Origin of the sequence: Erythrobacter fulvus (assembly GCF_028595285.1) — a bacterium.
GTDB lineage: Bacteria > Pseudomonadota > Alphaproteobacteria > Sphingomonadales > Sphingomonadaceae > Erythrobacter > Erythrobacter fulvus.
In genome coordinates, this window is sequence record NZ_JAQQXQ010000002.1 from 186272 (window position 1) to 207595 (window position 21324).

The 21324-nt window shown below is 58.5% G+C and carries 17 protein-coding genes; 8 read left to right on the top strand and 9 right to left on the bottom strand.

Translation table 11 applies throughout. The features are described from left to right. Positions 1-275: 275 nt before the first annotated feature. The 9 genes from fcl to OIK40_RS03890 all read right to left on the bottom strand — a co-directional run bounded on the left by fcl (position 276) and on the right by OIK40_RS03890 (position 11519). Positions 276-1232 carry a GDP-L-fucose synthase gene (fcl, locus tag OIK40_RS03850; protein ID WP_273676369.1) on the bottom strand — a complete coding sequence of 319 codons (957 nt, stop codon included), beginning with the start codon at positions 1230-1232 and terminating at the stop codon, positions 276-278. An 11-nt stretch (positions 1233-1243) separates the two neighbouring features. Beyond that, positions 1244-2368 (bottom strand): GDP-mannose 4,6-dehydratase, encoded by a 1125-nt coding sequence (gene gmd, locus OIK40_RS03855; RefSeq protein ID WP_273676370.1) that lies wholly within the window; start codon positions 2366-2368, stop codon positions 1244-1246. An 87-nt stretch (positions 2369-2455) separates the two neighbouring features. After that, complete coding sequence (locus OIK40_RS03860; RefSeq protein ID WP_273676372.1) at positions 2456-3991, bottom strand: glycosyltransferase; 1536 nt, start codon at positions 3989-3991, stop codon at positions 2456-2458. 1 nt (position 3992) lies between these two features. Next, the gene (locus OIK40_RS03865) at positions 3993-5186 is read right to left on the bottom strand and encodes a glycosyltransferase family protein (RefSeq protein WP_273676374.1); all 1194 of its coding nucleotides are present in this window, start codon (positions 5184-5186) and stop codon (positions 3993-3995) included. 228 nt (positions 5187-5414) lie between these two features. After that, entirely contained in the window at positions 5415-7250 is a 1836-nt protein-coding gene (locus OIK40_RS03870) for a hypothetical protein (protein WP_273676376.1), read from the bottom strand. 271 nt (positions 7251-7521) lie between these two features. Beyond that, positions 7522-8781, bottom strand: a complete 1260-nt coding sequence (locus OIK40_RS03875; RefSeq protein ID WP_273676377.1) for a glycosyltransferase family 4 protein — start codon at positions 8779-8781, stop codon at positions 7522-7524. 84 nt (positions 8782-8865) lie between these two features. Continuing rightward, entirely contained in the window at positions 8866-9519 is a 654-nt protein-coding gene (locus OIK40_RS03880; protein WP_273676379.1) for an ABC transporter ATP-binding protein, read from the bottom strand. Further along, positions 9516-10304 (bottom strand): ABC transporter permease, encoded by a 789-nt coding sequence (locus OIK40_RS03885; protein WP_273676381.1) that lies wholly within the window; start codon positions 10302-10304, stop codon positions 9516-9518. Before OIK40_RS03885 ends, OIK40_RS03880 begins: the two co-directional genes overlap by 4 nt. A 6-nt stretch (positions 10305-10310) precedes the next feature. Further along, positions 10311-11519, bottom strand: a complete 1209-nt coding sequence (locus tag OIK40_RS03890) for a KpsE/RkpR family capsule polysaccharide export protein (RefSeq protein ID WP_273676383.1) — start codon at positions 11517-11519, stop codon at positions 10311-10313. Between the two features lie 378 nt (positions 11520-11897). Here OIK40_RS03890 and OIK40_RS03895 point away from each other — a divergent pair, with 378 nt between their 5' ends. The 8 genes from OIK40_RS03895 to OIK40_RS03930 all read left to right on the top strand — a co-directional run bounded on the left by OIK40_RS03895 (position 11898) and on the right by OIK40_RS03930 (position 21288). Next, on the top strand, positions 11898-13049 hold the full coding sequence (locus tag OIK40_RS03895; RefSeq protein WP_273676623.1) for a polysaccharide biosynthesis/export family protein: 1152 nt from the start codon (positions 11898-11900) through the stop codon (positions 13047-13049). A gap of 12 nt (positions 13050-13061) precedes the next feature. Then, the gene (locus OIK40_RS03900; RefSeq protein WP_273676385.1) at positions 13062-14264 is read left to right on the top strand and encodes a glycosyltransferase family 4 protein; all 1203 of its coding nucleotides are present in this window, start codon (positions 13062-13064) and stop codon (positions 14262-14264) included. Between the two features lie 105 nt (positions 14265-14369). Continuing rightward, positions 14370-15407 (top strand): mannose-1-phosphate guanylyltransferase, encoded by a 1038-nt coding sequence (locus tag OIK40_RS03905; protein WP_273676387.1) that lies wholly within the window; start codon positions 14370-14372, stop codon positions 15405-15407. Positions 15408-15430: 23 nt separating this feature from the next. After that, positions 15431-16204: a class I mannose-6-phosphate isomerase gene (locus tag OIK40_RS03910; RefSeq protein WP_273676625.1), complete on the top strand. Its 774-nt coding sequence runs from the start codon at positions 15431-15433 to the stop codon at positions 16202-16204. Between the two features lie 139 nt (positions 16205-16343). Continuing rightward, complete coding sequence (locus OIK40_RS03915) at positions 16344-18116, top strand: glycosyltransferase family 4 protein (RefSeq protein WP_273676389.1); 1773 nt, start codon at positions 16344-16346, stop codon at positions 18114-18116. Between the two features lie 351 nt (positions 18117-18467). After that, a complete protein-coding gene (locus OIK40_RS03920; protein ID WP_273676391.1) occupies positions 18468-19877 on the top strand; it encodes a glycosyltransferase family 2 protein in 1410 nt (469 codons plus the stop codon). A 103-nt stretch (positions 19878-19980) separates the two neighbouring features. Then, entirely contained in the window at positions 19981-20664 is a 684-nt protein-coding gene (locus OIK40_RS03925) for a DUF5672 family protein (protein WP_273676392.1), read from the top strand. A 258-nt stretch (positions 20665-20922) separates the two neighbouring features. Next, positions 20923-21288 (top strand): hypothetical protein, encoded by a 366-nt coding sequence (locus tag OIK40_RS03930; RefSeq protein ID WP_273676394.1) that lies wholly within the window; start codon positions 20923-20925, stop codon positions 21286-21288. The last annotated feature ends 36 nt before the right edge of the window (positions 21289-21324 follow it).

Here is a 21324-nt window from a genome sequence, read left to right on the forward strand (position 1 = left end):
GGTCGACAAAGTGCGTTCGCACTACCCCTCTTGCCGACCTTTCCGCCACCGGCCGAAGACCTGACCGCGAATGCGGGCGCTGTCGATCATTTGCGGCCAGTCCTCGGTGAAGCCCGGACCGGCAGCAACTTGCCTCGGAAACACGCCAGAAAGTTTCAGAAGTCCGCTCGATTCCCGTCAGTGTCCGACACTTCTCCGCGATCAAGACCGGCTAATTGGAAAGCAGCCATGAGTAGGAAGCTCGCGCCTTCGAGAATCCTTTTTGTCACTATGGCTCAGGCTTCGCGCAAGCTGGAATGGTTTTTCAGAAACCAGCGGTACGTCTGTGCGATGCCGTCCTCCAGCGGAATCTCGGCTCTCCAGCCCATGTTCGTCAGGCGGGTCACGTTCATCAGCTTGCGCATAGTGCCGTCAGGCTTGCTGGTGTCGAAAAGGATCCGTCCCGTGAAGCCGGTCGTCCTTGCAATCATCTGCGCTAACTCCCTGATGCTCACGTCCTCACCGTAGCCGAGATTAATATGGCTCAGCATTGGGTCGGTATTCCTCAAGTAGGTTTCTTTCTTAAGGTCGAGCACAAAGACAGATCCTGCCGCCATATCCTGCACGTGCAGAAACTCGCGCCTCGGTGCTCCCGTGCCCCAGATAGTCACCTCGTCCTTCCCGTCTCGGACAGCCTCGTGGAAGCGACGTAGCAAGGCTGGCAGCACATGCGAGTTTTCCGGATGGAAATTGTCTCCGGGCCCGTACAGATTGGTCGGCATGACGCTGCGATAGTCAGTTCCGTACTGGCGATTGTAGCTCTCGCACAGCTTGATGCCGGCAATCTTGGCGACTGCGTATGGTTCGTTGGTAGCCTCCAGAACGCCCGTCAACAGCGATTCCTCGCTGATTGGTTGCTTGGCATTTCGCGGATATATGCACGAGGATCCTAAGAAAAGTAGGCGCTCGACCCCGGCGGTAAATGCCTCGTGGATGACGTTGCACTCCATCATAAGGTTTTCGAAGATGAACTGCGCGGGAAAGGTGTTGTTGGCGTAGATCCCCCCGACCTTGGCTGCGGCCAGAACGACCGCGTCAGGACGTTCAATCGCCATAAAGGCTCTTACAGCCTGTTGGTCGAGCAGGTCGAGTTCGGCGCGCGATCTGGTGATCACATCATCGCCGCGCTCGACCAGCAAACGTGCGATTGCGCCGCCCACCATGCCGCGGTGACCGGCAACGAATACTTTCATGAGCTGACCCCTCAACCTTCCGAAGCGACGGGAATGCTAAAGCCGTGAAGCTTGAGCAGCGCATGGCGCTTTGCAACCTTGAGATCTTCGGCCACCATTTCCGCGCACATGTCCTGCGCGGTGACTTCCGGAACCCAGCCAAGTTTGTTCTTGGCCTTCGTAGGATCACCCAGCAGAGTTTCTACCTCCGCAGGGCGGAAGTAACGCGGGTCGATACGCACGATGATGTCGCCGACATTGAGGCCAGGTGCCATGTCCCTATCGACCGCGGTCACCACTCCGACTTCGTCGAGGCCTTCACCCGCAAACGACAAGTCTATCCCAAGTTCTTTGGCGGACCATTGGATGAATTCACGCACCGAATACTGCAGGCCCGTAGCAATCACATAGTCTTCAGCTTCATTCTGCTGAAGCATCATCCATTGCATGCGGACGTAATCCTTGGCATGCCCCCAGTCACGCAACGCGTCTATATTTCCCATGAAGAGACATTCTTCCAGGCCTTGGCTGATATTGGCAAGGCCACGAGTAATTTTGCGGGTGACAAAGGTTTCGCCTCTACGCGGGGACTCGTGATTGAACAGTATTCCGTTGCAAGCGTAGAGGCCGTATGCCTCGCGGTAATTCACCGTGATCCAGTAGGCATAGAGCTTGGCAACCGCATAGGGCGAGCGGGGATGAAAAGGAGTAGTTTCGCTTTGCGGAACTTGCTGCACGAGACCGTAAAGCTCTGAAGTCGATGCCTGGTAGAAGCGGGTTTTGTTCTCCATCCCCAGAAAGCGGATCGCCTCGAGAAGGCGCAAGGCGCCGATCGCATCGACATCGGCCGTGTATTCCGGGGCCTCGAAGCTTACGGCCACATGGCTCTGAGCGCCGAGGTTGTAGATCTCGTCGGGTTCGATCTCGGCGATCAGTCGAGTAAGGTTGGACGTGTCGCTCAGGTCGCCATAGTGCAGCCGAAAACGCGACGACTCTACATGAGGATCTGCGTATATGTGATCAACTCGCTGGGTATTGAAGAGCGAGGCCCGGCGCTTGATTCCGTGAACTTCATATCCCTTCTCAAGCAGGAATTCAGCAAGATAGGAACCGTCTTGGCCTGTAACACCCGTTATGAGAGCCTTCTTCTGTGCCATAAATTTACCATTTCCGATTTAAAGGGAGTCGCTCACCCAATAAGCGTGAGCCATTTCGACCGCGCTACGAGAAGCTAAATTAATAAATTAGCTGTTGTCCAAAGAAAAATTGAACTGCTTGAAGCATACAGACAGCCTGCGATTGTCCGTTGGTAAGGCGGTCGCCTTATCAAAACACAAAACAAACCGATTCTCATGGCGCAGAAGTTCCGCGTCGAATTCGAAGTGATAATCTGCCCAGCCGGGTTTAATTCGCTCTTCATGAACGATCTGTTCGTTAAGTAGGATGGTACACTGAACCCACTTGCCCAGTTGAGGAAGAGAAGATGCTGTGAAGCATGTCCTTACTCGACCCTCCCCGGCGTCGAGGCCCGAAAAATGGATTTCGGACCTGTTCCCGACGGCCCAGCGCCATTCAGGTTCGGCGTTGCTCCAGCCTTCCCCAATGAACCGGTCGTCCGTGTTGGTCAGGTCTAGCACACCGTTGCTCCCAAGCGCGCAATCCCGCAATTGCAAAGAGGGATCGATCTGTTCTGCTTGTGCCTCGCCGAGCGCATCCAGAAGCCTGTGGTAGGGCAAATCGGACAGTTCGCCCAATACAGTTAAACGCCTCGTTATAAACGACACGTATTCGTCGAGAGATGCGTAGTAACTGTACCAAAGGTCTCGCAAGAATACAGAGTGATCCATGTCGATCGCTGGTGGGGTTTCTGCCTTGTCGACCCACTCGATGATCGCGGAGTGTGAGGAAAGCCACTGTTTGCGCCCCTCCACCACTGTGCGCCATCCGGCCCGCGCTATCCGTGATGCGTGGTTGCGGATCTGAATGGCGGAAGGAGCGTTCTTGTTGAACAATATCCCATTGAACCAGTTGCTGATATACTCATTGTTGGTCGGCGCATCATGGGCTAAAACCAGCTTGCCCGCCGCCATTGCTTCCAAAAGCGCCATGCCTATTCCCTCCGCGACGCGCGGCGCGATGAAGACGTTGGCTTTATTCAAACAATTCGCATAGCCAGCTCTGTCTTTGAACCAGGTGCTTTGGGTAAACTTGTATCGCGTCCTTTCAGGCAAGGTCGGGACGAAGTTACCTACAATGTCTGGCGCATTGTGGAGATGCAAGCTGTCAAGTTCGCCCCCTAACAGGGTGTCCACAAGTCTGAAGTCGATGCCGTGATCTGGCCGGCGCTGCCAGAAAAAGGCGTCGAACTTGTCGAAGTGTGGTAGCTTTTCCTCATCCGCCGGTTCTGGGAAATAGCGCAACAGCATCGTTTTGCAGCCGGCCATGCGGATGCGCTCATTGAGCACGAGACTGAAATTGAGGAAGCGCGCTTTGCGCGCGAACATCCAGTGAACATCGGGCATGCCGCCCGACCCGTCGAACATCGGGATTACGATGACAGGCTTACCCATCGCCGAAAAGAGGGGTGCCAGGAAGTCCATTTGCCATAGTATGACAATGTCGACGCCAGCGGCCGCATTCAGCACGCCGTCATCAGGCTGACGTTCGGGCTCGAGATAATAAGATTGCACATCAAAAGCGGCACGCAAAATATCGACAAAGAAATCCGCCGAGCGGGTCTTCTGATGAAATTGGTGATCTACGAAGAGAGCTTTTTTCATTTCAGATCACCCAATCTCTGTAGCTGGATACGAGATCCCGCACAAACCGACCTCGTGCTTGGCTGGCTTTTGCATGGCGGGAAAGCGGCGTTTCCATGCTGCAGGCGATAACCTTGTCAGCCATGTCGGCGATACTCCTGCACGCCGTGCCGCTGCCAAAATAGCGCATCTGGTCGACGAACGCCGGCCCCTCCAACGCCAGACAGTGTCGTCCACTCATCATGGCCTCGATCAGGACGGCCGAACCGCGGAACTGGTACACATCCTGCGCATAAGGGAGCAGCACCAGGTCGGCTTCTTCGTATAGCTTCGCGAGGTCCACCGGCGAAAGTTGCGAGGGAAGAAGGGTCGTCCCCGGGATAGCGTAAAGCCGCACCAGATAGTCAATCTGATGCTTCAAATCCCGATCCGGCAACACCTGTGTGATGAAGCGGATGCGCATGTCGGGATCTCGCCGCCTCACTCCGGAAAACAGTTCGGCGAGGTCGAGGAAGCCCTTGTCGTACCGCGCGGAACCGGGGCAAATCACGGTGAATTGTTCAGTCTGCGGCAGGGGCACCTGCTCGCGGATTTCGATGTTCGCTGCAACTGCTACCGGACGGTTCAGTTGACCGGCGAGATATTCGGCGTAGCGCGGGGTTTCGGCTGCAAGCCGTACGGGCAAACCCGCCTCAAACAAGCGATTTATGAGCGCTATCGTAACATTGAGCGGCTTGCTATATCGCCCTGAGGATGCCGTTTCCATGACCCCAATGAGCCGAATCAAGAGCTTGGGGCTCCCGGCTGCGCGCAGCTCGTCGATCAATTCCACCAGCGCTAGTAGGGAATAAAAGTCGACCGACGGGTAGCAGATCGTGTCATCGCCGCCGACCTCCAGCTGCTTTAGCAGTCGAGCCAGATCTTTCTTCGCCGCAGTAGTCTTCTGCTCATGCGTTCGCGGGAACGTCGTATCGACGTGGGCATCCGGCAAGGGCATTACGTCATTGTAATAGTATTCGAAAGTCGGCATTATACGAAAGTGGGCGCTAATTTCGTCCGGAAGGCTATTGCATCCAAGGCTCACAACCTCCTCAAAATACTTTCCAACGAAATGCTTAAAGGTATCCATGGCTGCGACATTATGCCCATATGGAAATACGCACACCGGATCGAGTATTATCAATCTTGAGTGTCTTGATTTCGATTCATCGCCCATCGAGATTGCCCCTTAATTTAAAAAATAGTACCATAACGTTTGACATGGCGTTCAAATACAAGCTCAATATTCGGTGAAAATCTCGATCATCTTTGCCAGTGAGAGCCGCATTTCATCAAATCACAAGAAAGATTGGGCTTGTCGCCTATTCGGTTCTGCCGTGTTTGCGCAAGGAAAAATGAGCCAGTCGCGGTTGAAAATGCTCGTTTAGGTAATCGGTTGAGGCCATCATTGGTCGCTGATAATCGCTCTCCAAATCCACTCGGCTAATCCGTCCGGCGTGTTACCCTTTTCCCCGAGCTCGCACGTGTTTTCGAAACCCGGCAATCCGCAGAGGCTTTCGCGCAACCTGCGCTCCCAAACCCGCTTGGGCATGAGCAGCCGGAGGCTGCTGAATTTTATGAGCGTTGCGAGGGCGAACGTTAGCCGATCGCGGACTTTGTCGCCCTCGAGAACTCCTTGCAACCGATCTTCAGACCGAACCCGCGCTGCCTGTTCGGCCGCCAAATTCATTGCCAGCTCTGCGCCCGCTTGTTCCAGATTCGAAATTCGGCCCGCCAACTCGAGATTCACGGCACCCAAGTTGGACATCGCAGCTTCGAGCATTACGACTGCGTCTTCAAACCGTTGGGCGCGCCCTCTCTCCACCACAAGCTCAGTCTGGGACGCATTTAACGCCTCATGTGCTTCGCCGAGGACATTTTGAACGGATAGCATTTCTCGACGCGATCTGGCCAATTGATCCGCAAGTTGCTGCATCTCGCGATCAACCTCGACTTGGTGCTGTGACCGTTCCGCGCGCTCCCGAAATAAGCTGTGCTCCAAATCTCCGAACTCGGCTTCTCGTGCGGAGAGCCGGCAAAGCAGGTCGGCTCTTTCCCGGGCGCTTTCTTGCCTTGTTTCCTCAAGCTCACTCTCACGCGCTTCGAGCGCCGTGCGGACCTCCTGCAATTCCTTATCGAGATCGCACACCTTCGTCGCCGATTCGATCGCTAAAGCTTCCGCTTTCTTTTCAAGGAGGGTGCAATACTCGAAGGCGCTGGATGCCTCGCGTTGGAAACTGTCCTGCGCACACCACACGTCCGACACGAGCCCATCTATGAAGATGCGCTCGTCGGTGCTGGCGTTGCAGATTGTCTTGATCGTTAAGGCCATCGCGTCGATGGTTTCGACACATGCAGCCTTGTCGGATAGCGGACGCAGTGGAAAATCGACCTGTGTGCATACATCGGTCAGATCCACATTGATCCCGATATTCTGCCGGATTTGAGCAACCACTTGCTCAAGGTGTTCGCCATCGGGAGCCGCGAGGGCGTTTACATCGACGACCAGATCGGCCGAACGTCTTGCCAGCGTCAGAAAATAGAGATGAAAGCCGACGCAATAGCAGAAAACCCTGTCGAAATTTTCGGAGCTCACCCATGCTTCGAACGTGGCGCGGTCATCGGCAGAGAAAATTCCCGCGAGCTGCGCCATCGCCGGATCGCGATCCGCCAGTTCAATCGTTTCGTACAGCGTGTGCAAGAAGTACCAGTTCCCGAACCGAGCCTGACCTGCATACGAGTTCCATTGGTGAAAGAGGTTTCTGATGAGAAGCACATGATAGCCGCCAAAGGCCATCCGTAAACCGCGGGCACGCGCCAGAATTCGCGTACAAGATAGAAGCGGCAGCCGCCCGCGATGTTCTGCATGTTTGATCAGACCCTGCACATATGCAGCTATATCCTCGTCAAGCGGCCCTTCCGCTCCGGCGGTGCCTATGTATCGGTCACCTAGATTTCGCACGGTTGGAAAGCCCGGGACCCCGCCCTCATCACCAAGCATAAGGGCATACTCCAGCGAATACGGGCCGCAGTCTGGATGGTGTGACCGCCATCCTTCGGGGCAGGCCTCTGCAACGTTCTTCAGGGTCAACGAGCCAAGTTGTTCGTTAAACGGTTCATAATAGCAAAGCAGTTCTTTATGTGCGCGGAACTTCGACCAGAACCAAGTGCTGGACGACCGAAATCCGGAGTACAGGAAGATCGGGAAGTTCTCAGCACGAACAGACTTACTGGGCTTCATTCAGCACCTCCAGCTCGCCCCGCTTGGCATTTTCTTGCCATCAGCACGTTGGCAACCGGCCTCTTACTACCCTTTGCCGGTGCCCGAAAGTTCTTCAATCCACGACAAGACATCGCCGACCTCACGGGAAGAACGCGTGGACTGGCTTTTTCGCCTTGAGAGCGAAGGCTGAGCAGCCGATGCTGGCGCGGCCTGCTCGGGCAACGTATCATTCCGTCCCTTGCGAATAGACTTAACAAGCAGGAGAGAAGTTTGCGGCCGAGATCCCCCGTCAGCTGACTACTTGAATCAGCTCGGTCACGGACTCGTCCCACCCCTTTTCTGGAAGATTGACGGCGATCCTACCGTGCGCGATGTCCTCGGCCCATTCCTTGATCCTTTCCGCCAATATTGCGGGCTCTCGAATATCGGGGAAATATTTTACACCGCACTCCTCGTGCTGACGGAACACCATCAGATCGCGGGCCAGAACCGGCTTGCGGTGACCCAGAGCCTCGATGAGCGGCAGGCCGAACCCTTCGGCGAATGACGCGATGATGGCCCCCTTGCAGCCCCGATACATCTGGTCAAGTTCCGGATCCTCCACATCAGCGAACCAGAAAAGCTGTTTTCCGATCCTTGGATGCGTGCTGATCCGTCGGTAGAGATCGTCGACCTGCCATCCTTTCTGGCCAACGAGTACCAACGCGTCGGGCCAGCCGTTAGCCCAAAGAATATCGAAGGCGTCGAGTACATCGGAATGACCCTTGCGGGGCTCAAGTGTGCCCACCTGCAGGAAATACCCCGCCGAAGAGCCATGTAGCAAATCGGTAAGCCTGCTGGGCTTAGTTTCATCAATCGGTTCGCCGCTGGTAATCCGGTATCCCATCGGCAGGACCTTGGTCGCGTAACCAGAATCGAGCCCATAAACGGACATCAACGCAATCCGCAGCTGGGATTCAGTTTGCGGAGAGTTACACAGAAAACCATCTGCCAACGTTGCAAGGATGCCAAGCCACGCGCGGTAGCGGATGACCGTATTGCGCGAGAACCAGCCGGGCTTCTCGAGCGGCAAAAGGTCGTGGACGAGAAACCATAGCTTCCCGCCTTGGCGACGGAAACGCGCCAACTGACTGGAGTTCCAGCGAATGTCATCCAGTGAATAGTCTAGCCCTATAAAAATATCCCCAGGCCGGCCTTCCATCTGGACCGAAAGTGCAAGTTTGTCACCACTTGGCCAGCAAATGGTGTGATACGGAGTCTCGCGTCCCGCCGCGACAAAATGTAGGCTGCACGCGAGCGTGTCAGCCCGCGCTTTCAGTCCAAGCGCCAATGCCCGAACAACCCGTTGGATGCCGGTGCCCGCATCGTGCTTGCTGATCACCGATACATCTACGAAGATTCGCTGGACCTCCGGCTGCACCAGGCCGCGCGGTTCCAAAAGCGCGCGGCGTCGCCGCGTCAAGACCTTCCGCACGGTGGAGCCGATCAGAGTCTGTTCGAGCTGGTAAGGCAACAAGTCCAACATTTTCTCCACACTAATCAGGGGCATTTCAATCTTTGGCAAAGGTGGGAGATGGGTGGAAGCCAGCGGCCTAGTGGAGGAAAGAAAATCGGCGCGATCCGATGTGGGCTTTCACGCCATCGCCTCCGCGTAAGAATTATAAGCGCCATCGACAGTTGCGAATTGCTTCAGCTTGCCATCGATCAACAACGCTGCCCGATCGCAGTGATTTTTAATGAAGCCCGGATCATGCGAAACAATGATCATTGCTCGGTCGGCACGCTTCACGAAAAGTTCCTCATGGCACTTAGCTTGGAACCTGCTGTCACCGACCGCCACGATCTCGTCCACGAGATAGCAGTCAAATTCGATCACCATTGATGCCGCGAAGGCGAGCCTTGCACGCATACCTGACGAATAGGTGCGAACCGGCTCCCTCAGGTAAACCCCCAGTTCGGTGAAGTCATTGACAAAAGGCAGGCAGGCTTCGGGATCGACGCCGTAGATCCGGCAAATGAACCGCAGATTGTCGAGCCCGGTGAGGCTGCTCTGGAAGCCGCCGGAAAAGGCAAGCGGCCACGACACGTTCATTTTGCGCTCGATCTTTCCAGCATCGGGCTTTTCGGCGCCGCCGATAATCCGCACGAGTGTGGACTTGCCCGCCCCGTTACGTCCGAGGATGCCAATAGTCTCGCCCGGTGCAATCGTGAGGTCCACCCCATCGAGCACGGTGAACGGCCCTGAGGCGGTCTCATAGCTTTTGCGGATACCCGTCATCCGGATCATTCAGGTCGCACCCTGTCCGCGATAGCGCGGATCCTGAGCAGGCCGGCAATCGTCAAACCCGCATTCCATGTCGCCATGTAGCCGAGATCGTAGTGAGCAGTGATCTGTGATCCGAAATAACCTTCCCTCAGATACTCGACCCCATGCACCATGGGAAGTAGGAGAACTGCGCCCTGCGCGGCTTGTGGAAGGCCGTCCACGACAAACGCCGCGCCAGACAGCGGGAACAACAGATAAGAGACCGGATGCCACAGCTTCTCGATAAGCTCGCTTGTGCCGGAAAGCGCCCCGAGAAGTAGTGCGAGCCCGGCCCCGAACCAGCCGAGCATGAGCCAAGCGCTTATCACCTTCATCACGTTTTCGGGAAAGGTCAGCCACTCGAGACCCCAGAAGACAAGGACGAGGCCAACAAAGGAAATGGTCGTCCCCACTGCCTCGAGCGCGATGCGCGCGAAGAACACGTCGAGCAGCCGGACATTGCGATGATACAGCAGTGGCAAGTTGGGCTCGATGGCTGAAATGCACCGCGAAGGCATGGCGCGCCATAGCAGCACGCTCGAATAGCCGGTTACCGCGAAGGCAACGATCGGGATTGAAGAAATCTGGTCGAGTTTGGCGACCGACCAAAGCGCCGTCACTCCCAACGTGAACAGCATCGGTTCTGCAAACAGCCACAGAAAGCCGATGTTGTGTCGTCCGTAGCGTGTGAGAATTTCACGCATTAGAAGGGCCCCAAGGACCCTGCGCTGGATCGTCCAGGAGTGGGAAAGGGAAAGATCGGTCATAGGAGCCTAATTCCGGTGCTCCCTGACCCCCGCCAGCAGCATGGTCAAGATACCCCATGCCACTAGACCAACGATCAGGGTCGAGAGGATCCCGCGGAGGCGGCGCGGCTCGAGCGCATCGTCGGGGAGGCTCGGCTGCGCTACCCGCTCCACATAAGCGACCTGTCGCCGCGCCTCGTTGCGGGCATCCTGCAGGGCCGCCAGCGACAGGCCGAGCTGCTGGTCAGCGAACTCGCGCTGCACTTGGAGGCGCTGGTATTCGGCGGCTGCCTCGGACAGCGAACCGTCGCTACCTGCGACCTTTCCGAGTTGCTCGCCAATCGCATGCTCGAGTCCGGCGATCCTGACCTTGAGAACGGGGATCTGCGGGTTCTGCGCAGCCACCCGCGACAGCTGCAGCAACTGCATACGGGCCCCTATCAGCTCGTCCTGCAGTTTCGAGATCATCTGCAGCTGGACAGCCGCCTGGCGTTCGGGGTCAATCACCCCTTTTCGATTGCGATAGTTTGACAGCTCGAGCGCCGCAGCCGACGCTTGCGCTTTGGCCTCTTCAACCTCTCGCTCGGCATAGCGGACAAGATCTTCGTTGCCTCGGCTATTGAGGTTGTTGACGAGCTGTTCGGACCGCTCGAGTAGGCGCTCGTTGATCGTCTGCGCGTCCCGCGGCCTGAAAGCGCGGGCGGTCAGGGTGGTGATCCCGGTTTCTGCATCATACTGCACATCGACCTTGCCGCGGTAGTACTGGTAGAGGTCCTCAAACGACCCGGACCAGCCGAGTGGATTGAAGCGGTCGAAGATCGAGATATTTTCATTCCCCCAGGCTATTTGGACGAAATCGTCCTTGTTGGTCGCGCGAAGGGCATCGCGCGACTCAATGAAGCCCTGCGCTGCCCGCACTTCTTCGCTGGCGCTCGAAAACCCAGCGCTGCCGAGAAGAACGCCGAGACCGCTCTTCTGCGGCTTGTCGGGGCTGCGCACTACATACCGGCTTTCCGAGATGTAGATGTCCGACGCGATGAAGCCAAAATAGAGTGTCGCGATCAGGGTCGGAATGATAACGGTCAGGCAGAACAGGGGATCCATCCGGCCCAGCGCGTCACGTACGCGGGACAGTCGACGCGCACGGCGCGCTGCGGACTCCTGAACAACCGCCTCGCCGGGGCCCGAGTTGTTAAAAGCAACGATTTCCGAGGAACGCGCCGTTGTATCTGGCATTGGATTCATTTTTCTTGGCACCCTTGGGAGGCATCTCCCACGACGATTATCGCACTTTCGGCACTGGAACCTAAGCTCAGGCGATCCCGACGAGCGCTGCTAGCGCCTTTCCTCACGCACGGTCAACTGAGATTGACCGCGTTTCGAATCAGTCTGTCTCACGTCAGGGGCAATACAACCATTGGTGCGCAGGCGATGGGCCGCGTGAACATACTCCTGAAATCAAATGCGCTTTTTGGCCTCCGCATCGATTGGTAAACCTGTTCTTGTAGGCCATGCCCTTTGACAGCGACAGGCAGCGATGGCAAAGGCAAATGTTCAAGCGACATTGCACGTGCACCCGCACGGACACCGCCAGTACGACTTGGATATCCCTTGATGAACGTTTCCCGCATCGGTAGAACATTTGTTATGTCCGTGGTCGGACTTGTGCTCGCCTCTTGCCAGGCTTTTGGGCCGAGTGCGCGCTCTCTCTCGAGCGCCACCTCTGTGCCAGTCGCCGCGGGGGAGGTTCCGATCCCGATCGAGGTCATCCAGGTTAATGGCGAGACGGCTCAGGCTCTGCCTGTGCTCAGCCCCCCTCCCGCCTTTGCTAAGGTTTTTGAAGAAGTCAGGCCGGTCGGTACTGTGGTCGATGTTGGCGATGCCGTGGAAGTCACGATCTGGGAGGCGCCCCCGGCTACTTTATTTGGAGGTTCAATCGGTGACACCCGTATCGGAACTGCCATCGGTACGGCGCGCCCCACGACCCTGCCCGAATTGTTAGTGGGTCCGGAAGGAACGATCACCGTGCCTTTCGCCGGGGCGGTTCGGGCGCGAGGGCGAACCCTCAGCGAGATTGAAAGTGATATCGTTGCGCGCCTGCGGGGGCGCGCTAATGCGCCCCAGGTGCAGGTCCGGCTTGTCCGCAACAACACTGCTACAGTCACGATGGTTGGCGAATTTGCCCAGTCGGCCCGTATCCCGCTGACACCTCGGGGCGAACGTCTCCTTGATGCGTTGGCTCAAGTGGGCGGGGTAAAGTCGCCTGTGAACCTCACAACGATCCAAGTGACGCGGAGCGGCAAGAATTACCGCATGCCGTTGTCGCTGATCATTGAACGTAACGAAAATAACATCATGCTCGCCACAGACGATGTAGTGACCGCGCTATACCAGCCCTACAGTTTTACAGTGCTGGGTGCGGCGGGACGCAACGACGAGATCCGCTTTGAAGCATTTGGCATCACATTAGCACAGGCACTCGGGCGGATTGGCGGACTGCAGGATGGTCGCGCCAATCCGCGCGGCGTATTCCTTTTTCGTTGGCGGGACCGAAGCGATTTAACCAACCTACGCGATCCAGCGATCTACAGCTTTGATCTCAAGGACCCGGCAGTGTATTTCCTCGCCCAAAAGTTCGGCATAGAGGATGGAGACTTCATCTATGTAACCAATTCTCCCGTGGCTGAGCTTCAGCGCTTTGTCGGGATAGTCTCCCAGGCCATTCTGCCAGCAGCGACTGTGACGACTATTGCGCAGCAAAGGTAGGGCATTCCCGCGATGCTCGACAATGATGCGCCGCGGCTATTGGATGTTTCGCGTCTGGTTTGGCGACGCTGGACCGGCACGCGCTCGACTGGTATTGACCGCATATGCCTTGCTTGGCTTGATCATTACGCGGCGGAGGCACAGGCGGTTGTGATCCATCGCCGTGGTAAGTCGATCCTTCCCCGAACGGCATCACAAGCGCTGTTCCAAACCCTACGGCGCCCGGACCAGGCAGAAAGAGATGTCTTCCGCTTTCGCCGCGAGGTACTTGGTCTTATGTTGCGCCACGGGATCCATTTGCGCGATCGCCTTGGCGGAGGCGGGCGGTTGTGGCTCAATCCAGGTCATACAGGTCTCGATGCGACCGGGATGGCCGAATGGTGTCGCAAACGGAGTGTTCGTCCGGTTTACCTGGTCCATGATCTGATACCGATCACTAACCCTGAATTTTGCCGCGACGGCGAATATGAAAGACATCGCCGACGGATGTGGACGGTGCTGGCAACGGGCGCAGGCGTAGTCGCCAATAGTGTGCATACTTTCGACACGCTCGCCGAATTCGCTCGTGCCCAAGGTTTAAAGATGCCGCCGTCGATCGCCATCTGGCCGGGGACGCCGCGTCTGCCGGCTGTTTGCGCCAGCCAGCCCGATAAGGCGACCTTCGTCGTGCTGGGTACGATTGAGGGTCGCAAGAATCATAGGCTGCTTCTCTCGGTGTGGCAAGATTTGCTGGCAAGCGCTTCGCGCTTAGCATCGCAGGAATGCATTCCAGAACTGATAATCGTTGGTCGACGTGGTTGGCAGGCGGACGATGTCTTCGCGATGCTCGACGGGATGGACTTTAAGGGCAGCGTCCACGAAGTTGGGCCACTTGATGACGTACAACTTGCCAGACTGTTGGGGCGTGCACGGGCCCTGTTGTTTCCCAGTTTGGCCGAGGGTTACGGGATTCCGCTTATGGAGGCTCTGGCCGCCGGGGTCCCGGTGATCGCCAGCGACCTGCCGGTGTTCCGTGAAATCGGTCAGGGTATTCCCGAACTTCTGCCGGCATCTGACCATGCTGCGTGGCGCGCGGCTATCCTTGACTATGCGGATCCCATGAGCGCGCGGCGCGAAGGGCAGCTGCGGCGGATGGCGGCCTTTACAGTTCACGAATGGCGTAACCACTTCGCTGAGCTTGACGGTTTTCTTGAATCCCTTCAGCCGGTGCCTTGATTTGGCCGGCTAACGTGAGCAGCGAGATCCTTGAACTAATATGCATGACCGGCCACGCCCATCGACCATTCTTTCGTTGGCACTGTGATCGCTAAAGGAACGACAATGATTTACCCGGTGATTCTTTGCGGTGGAAGCGGTACCCGGCTGTGGCCATTGAGCCGCGTCGCGCTGCCCAAGCCGTTCCTGCCGCTGGTGAGCGAGGAAACCCTGTTCGAACAGGCGGTGCGCCGCGTGGCGGGCGATGATCGCTTCGCCCCGCCGATGGTGGTGGCAGGTGTGGCACATGCCGACATTATCAGCGATCAGTTGCGCGATACGCCGGGCGCGCGGCTGGTTATCGAACCCTGCGCGCGCAACACCGCGCCCGCGATTGCGCTGGCCGCGGCATTATTGCCCGAAGACGCGGTGATGCTCGTCTGTCCGAGCGATCATCACATTGCCGATAGCGCCGCCTTCCGCGCCGCGGCGTTGGCGGCGGCGGCACTGGCCGCGCAGGATTATCTCGTATCCTTCGGCATCGCGCCCGACCGGCCCGAAACCGGATATGGCTATCTCGAACGCGGCGATCCGCTTCCCGGCGGCTATGCCATCCGCCGCTTCGTCGAAAAGCCCGACCTCGCCGGCGCGCGGGAATATCTCGCCAGCGGCGATTTCAGCTGGAACGGCGGGATCTTCGCCTTCCGCGCCGGACACCTGCTGGCCGAACTGGCTGTACACCGCCCCGAAATGGCGCGGCTGGTCAGGCAGGCGGCAAGCGAAGGGCGCGATGACGGCGCGCGCTTCCTGCCAGCGGCAGAACCCTTCGCCGCGATCGCGGGGGATTCGATCGACTACGCGGTGATGGAAAACACCGATCGTGCGGCAATGGTGCTGGCGGACATGGGTTGGTCCGACATCGGCAACTGGGCCGCGCTCGCCGATGCGCTGGCCGCTTCGGTGGATGGCAACGGCAATGTCGCCCGCGGCGGGCCGGTCGATCTGGCTGACTGCAAGGGCGTGTTTGCGCAGACCGACGGGCCGCGCATCTCCGCCGTCGGGCTGGAGAATGTGTGCATCATCGTCAGCGGCGACGAAGTGCTGGTCACCACGCGCGAGGGCGCGCAGGCGGTCGGCAAATTGCCAGGGGCCGCCAACCAGTGACGGCGCGCCAGCTTCCCACCCGCATGGTCGCCAAGGTCTGGGGTCGCGAGCAGCTGCCCGCGCCTTTCGTCGCGCCGCAAGGCGAACGGATCGGGGAGATCTGGTTTGAACCGCCGCCCGAATTGTCGCAGGTGCTGGTGAAATACCTGTTCACTTCCGAAAAGTTGTCTGTCCAGGTGCACCCGTCCGATGCCGATGCGTTGCCGGGCGAGGCTGGCAAGGAAGAATGCTGGCTGGTGCTCGATGCCCAGCCGGGCGCACGCCTCGCGATCGGCTTCGCGCGGGAGGTTTCCTCGGAGGAGATCGAGGCCGCCGCGCTGGACGGCACCATCGAAGATCTTCTCGTCTGGCATCCTGCGTGCGCGGGCGATCTGTTCTATCTGCCTGCCGGCACCGTCCATGCGATCGGTCCAGGACTGTCGCTGGTCGAGGTGCAACAAAACAGCGACACCACCTTCCGCCTCTATGATTACGGCCGCCCGCGCGAGCTCCATCTCAAGCGGGCGCTGGCGGTGTCCGACGGCGGTCCCTACGCGGCCGAGCACCGCCGCAGCATCGCTGCCGGGCAGGTGCTGGTAAACGGGCCGCATTTCCGCTTCGACCGGATCGAAGGCGTGCCCGATGCCGCGACGATCGCCGCGTATGACGGCGCGATGCTGGCCTTGCCGCTGGCGGGCGAAGTGATGTCAGACGATGGGAAGGCCCGCGCAGGGGCAGGAGAGTGCCTTTATGCCGACAGGCTCGACTCGCTTGATTTTGACCGCGCCGGTGTAACACTGCTGGTGCGCAGCTCCTAACGATGCGAAGCCTCGGTTGGTTGAGCGCCTCGCTAATCCCTGCCGATCGCTGGGCAGACGTTTCCGTGTCTTGCCATCGCCACCCGAAGGGCCTCCCGATCCGCACGATCGACAGCCGTCCGGCTCGTGGGGATACACGATGACGGAGCGGCTCGCCGTCTATGTCTTTCCCAAATTGGCCGAGTGGTCTTCGTGGCTTTTCGGTGTGGTGACCCGGGCACCGCCGCGAGCGGAGCTTCCGCCACGCGCTCTGCTGATCTGGCGCGAACGACCCGACCTACAGGATGCGTTCGACCTGAAAACATCCAAGGGGCGCGCAGGGCTTTTCTGGTGGTGCCTACTTCACGGCTTTCGCGAGCTGGGTTTGCGTTTCGATCCGGACCTCGACGGCGGCTTCGAAATGGCCAACCAGCCCATTCCGCACCTGCCTCGAACCGGTTGCACCCCAGTCACTTGGCTGATGCGCGCTTTGTACCGGCACAACTGCAATAATAATAGCGACCTGCGGCAGGGCGACGCGCAGCTTGATGTTCTCGCCCATGTCTTTACCCAGGGTTTGACGCAGGCAAACCTCGGGGGGCTTCTTGACGTGCGTCAGGCGAAAGCGCTCAAGGTGCCCGACCCCAGCTCGGGCTTGCCAATGATTTGCCGCTTGATTTGGCACGCCGCGCCGGAAGTGCGGGCGAAGTTCGAATCGTGCGATGCCGGACCCTTTGAGGCGTGGTGTCGTTCGGAAGGTGCCCGCGAATACCCGATCCTCGCACACCCGTTGATTGCGCTCGCCGCGCCGCCCCTGCGGAGGAGGCGCCAAGGCAGGATAAAGGGCGTCAACCTCTTCGGCCATGCCTTGGGCCGTCTCGGCCTCGGCGAAGATGTGAGGATGGCCGCCAAGTCGCTCGAAGCAGCCGGGATCCCCTATGTGATCCGCAATGTCGAAGCAGTCGCTGCAGGACAGGATGAAGGGTTGAGGAGTCCGAGCCTCTCCGCCGATTTGCCATACGACGTGAACCTGTTCTGCATGACGGCAGAATCCACCTTGGCTGCGATCATCGCCCAGGGACCGGCCATTGGTGAGGGGCGATACAATATCGGTGTCTGGCCCTGGGAACTCCCTGAGTGGCCGCAGGCGTGGGACCATGCCTGGGACTTCGTCGACGAGGTATGGGCGACAAGCCGCTTCACATACGACGCTTATAAGCGCGCCGCACCGATTCCCGTCATGCATATGCCGATGGCAGTCAACGCTGATGCCACGGACGGGGCGACGCGGGCGGACTTCGGCCTGCCGCAGGATCACTTTCTGTTTGGATACAGCTTCGATGGGCTCTCGAGCTTCGCCCGGAAGAATCCGCAGGCTGTGATCGCTGCCTTCCGCAAGGCGTTTTCGCCGAGTGAGTTCAAAGTGGGGCTCGTTCTAAAGAGCATTCGAGGGATGGCGGATCAATCTGCCTGGCAAGCGCTGGGGGATCTGATGCATGGTGATCAACAGATCCATGTCATCGACAAATCTCTGTCGCGCGGGAGCCTGCTGGATCTCTACCGGTCCTTCGACGCTTTCGTTTCCTTGCACAGGAGCGAAGGTTTTGGTCGCAACATTGCCGAAGCCATGCTGCTTGCAAAGCCCGTCATCGTATCAGCCTACTCAGGCAATATGGACTTCGCTGACGACGATACGGCCGCACTGGTTCCAACGGGCCTGCGGGAGGTGCGTCAAGGGGAGTATCCTTTCGGTGCCGGACAAAAATGGGGTGAACCTGATGTCGATGCGGCTGCCTGTTTGATGCGAAGGATGGTGATTGACCGGGATTGGCGCCAAGGCCTTGCGGCTAACGCTTCGAAGCGCATAAGGCAGAGATACTCGTTAGATGCCGTCGCGAAAGCGTGGTCTGGACGGCTCCGCGAGCTTGTCTGAGGCGGGTTGAGAACTCGCACACAACGAAAGAGCCGCTTCTATGACCGACGCATGCCCACGATGGTCTCCGACGTGCTTGCTCCGCGTAAGGGCAGCTGGCACGTGCGGCGAGGTGCGATGCGATCTGCGCTCGGGACGTGAGTCGGGATCGGGATATTCGCTGTGAGCTTGGTTCACCGGCCGGCAGTTTGTGCCCGGCTCCTAGCGTTCTCGGTTCACTGGGAAGCGCTGCTTCGGCACCCTCGCAAATACATTCTCGCGACCTGGTGGTACATCACAGGCAAGCGCGCTCGCTCGCTTGCGCACTTCGCTCCTCTGCTGGGCTGCTCCCGTCGCGCCTACGACTATTGGATGCTGAAGGAACAGAAGACGCGTCCAGCAGCGATCGACGATGACCCTTCGATTATCGCCCTCGTCAAGGAAACGCCAGGTGGCGATCTGAAAGCGACACTGGGATCGCTCGTTTCGCAAGGGATTCCCGCATTTGTGATCGGGCCTGACGCGCGGGATGATCTGATTCGCCTGGCGAACGAGATCGACTGGGCGATGAAGCCATGGCTTTTGCCGATCACGTCGGGCGATGTCTTGTCCGAGGGAGCGGCGCACGGCTATCGGCGAGGGATCCGCGGGTTCGCCGGCAACGTGGTTTACGCCGATGATGACCTTATCGACGCGCGCGGGCATCGGATGTCACCGCATTTCAAGCCTGACTGGAACTGCGAACTCTTTCGCTATTTCGACTTCGTCACAGGAACTTGCGTGGTCCGTGCAGATTGCGCTGCGCTGATGGCGGCCGTCGATGCAGCCGATTGGGATGGCGAGCTCGTCAGGTTGATGCTCGGAGACGGCGATGTTAAGCACATCCGCCGGATCCACTCCCATCGAAAGACCCGCCGCCGTCCCCGCTTGCCACTCCCGCAATGCGCCTTGCCGGCCGAACAGCCTCGCGTCTCTGTCATTATACCCACCCGCAACAGGGTGGACCTGTTAGCCGCGTGCCTTAGGGGCGTTGCAGATACGGATTATCCGGATATGGAGGTGATAGTTGTGGACAATGAAAGCGATGATCCGGAGAGTATCCGTTTCCTAGAGGACGTCCAGAAGACCGGCATTCGGGTTATCCGTCATGCGGGTGAGTTTAACTATTCGCGCATCAACAACAGCGCTGTGGATCGGGCAACCGGAGAGTTATTGTGTTTGCTCAACAACGACATCGAGATGATCGATCGCGATTGGTTGTCCTGCATGGTCGTGCAGGCCCTCAGGGACGATGTCGGCGCGGTGGGTGCCCAGCTTCTCTATCCCGATGGACGGATCCAGCATGCCGGCGTGGCCTTGGGGGTGGGGGGTGGCGCCGCCCATGCACACCGTTTCCTTCGCCCGGAAGACGAGGGCTACTTCTGGCGGCACGCCTTGCCGCAATTCGTTTCGGCGGTTACGGCGGCCTGCCTAGTGGTCAAGCGTGATCGCTTTCTTGCCGTGGGCGGCCTCGACGAGGTGAAATTCCCGGTCGCCTTCAACGACGTCGACCTGTGTCTGAAGCTGAACGAGCGCGGATGGCAGTCTTTGTATGAGCCGCGCGCAAGGCTGATCCATCATGAATCGGTCTCTAGGGGATTGGATAGGGACAAGGTCGGAGCGGAACGCCTGTCACGCGAATTGGCTGCGCTGAAGCAGCGATGGCGAACCGACACTGTGGTCGATCCCTACCATCATCCTCACCTCAGCCGCGCAAGCGAGCAATTCGTGATCGCGATCTGATATGTATCGGCGATCCGCACCGAACCTCTCGCTTCCGCAGGTCACGCTCGTCGCGGTGACGTCTGTCAACGTCGCCGCAACGGTCGCTGCGCTCCGCAGAAGCATGGACGAGGTGGAATTCGGCAACGTCATGCTATTGACGCACGAGCGACCTCGGGATCTCCCGCAAGCGGCCCAATGGCATCAGATGGAGCCCCTGACATCCTCCCGCGCCTATTCGGAGTTCATACTGCGCAGCCTGCCAGCTTACGTGACTACGTCGCATTGCTTGCTAGTACAGTGGGACGGCCATGTCCTGAATGGTACACGCTGGCGCGACGAATTTCTCAGCTACGATTACATCGGTGCGTCATGGCCGCAATTCCAGGACGGACTAGACGTTGGCAATGGGGGCTTCTCGCTGCGTAGCCGTGCTCTGCTCGAGGCGTGCCAGCACTCAGATTTCGTCGTCTCGCATCCCGAGGATCTCGCCATTGGCCGGATCAACCGGGCATGGCTCGAGGAGCGGGGGCTGCGGTTCGCGAAGGCCGCGGTCGCCGATTGGTTTTCGGCGGAACGGAAGGGCGATCCGCTTCAGTGCTTCGGGTATCATGGGGTCTGGCATATGCCTCGTGCTCTCGGCCTCGATGACTTCTGGCGCATCTATGCGGAGTTGGACGAGCGCGGGACGGTGAGGAACGACTTTCACAGTATCTTGAGGCAGTGTGCCAGGGGGAGAGATGGGCTTGGGCGCGCCATGCGTCTCCTCTACGACAGATTTACCGATGCGACAGCGCCCTCAAGCTGACGCGCTTCGAGCGGCAGAGGCGGTGATTCCTGCTCTGCCTGTCCCAGCCCGCCGCGCTCCGACGTACAAGGGAATAACGCAAGGAGGGTACATGGCCATGTGCAGTGCGACGGCATTTGATAATGCAGCGCGGGTTCGGCGCGTAGAATCGCGACTTGCACCGACGTCGTTTTACTGAGATGTCATGTTCGCAGCGGCCTGAGCTAATCGCGCGCTGGGAAGGGGAGAGTTCGTGATGCTGCTTGAAGGATCCGCGCCTTGAAGAACCCCCTTCTGGATCTTCCTCTCATCGAACCCCCGCTCTTCTCGCGCCTCCTTCTCAAACTCGGCCTGAGCGAGGAGGAAGTGCGCATATGGCTTGAGCTGTTTGAGCGCGGGTATGCCGTTCTCGACTTTCCCGAACCCGAACCCGATCAGAGCATCGACAGGATCAAGGCCAACCTCGGTCCGCGCTTCGCGATCGACTTCGACGATCATGAGGCAGGCAAGACCTGCCGCGAAAAGCGAATCCAGGAACCTGTCGCGCTTCAGGCTGGTTCTTCGGTAAGTGCGGCTCAATCGCTGCCAAAGCTTCATCCGACACCAAAACAACGAATGCGATATTCCGAAGCGCCTCCTATGTAGGCGGAGACCCGTTCAATCACTTTGATCAAAAATTTC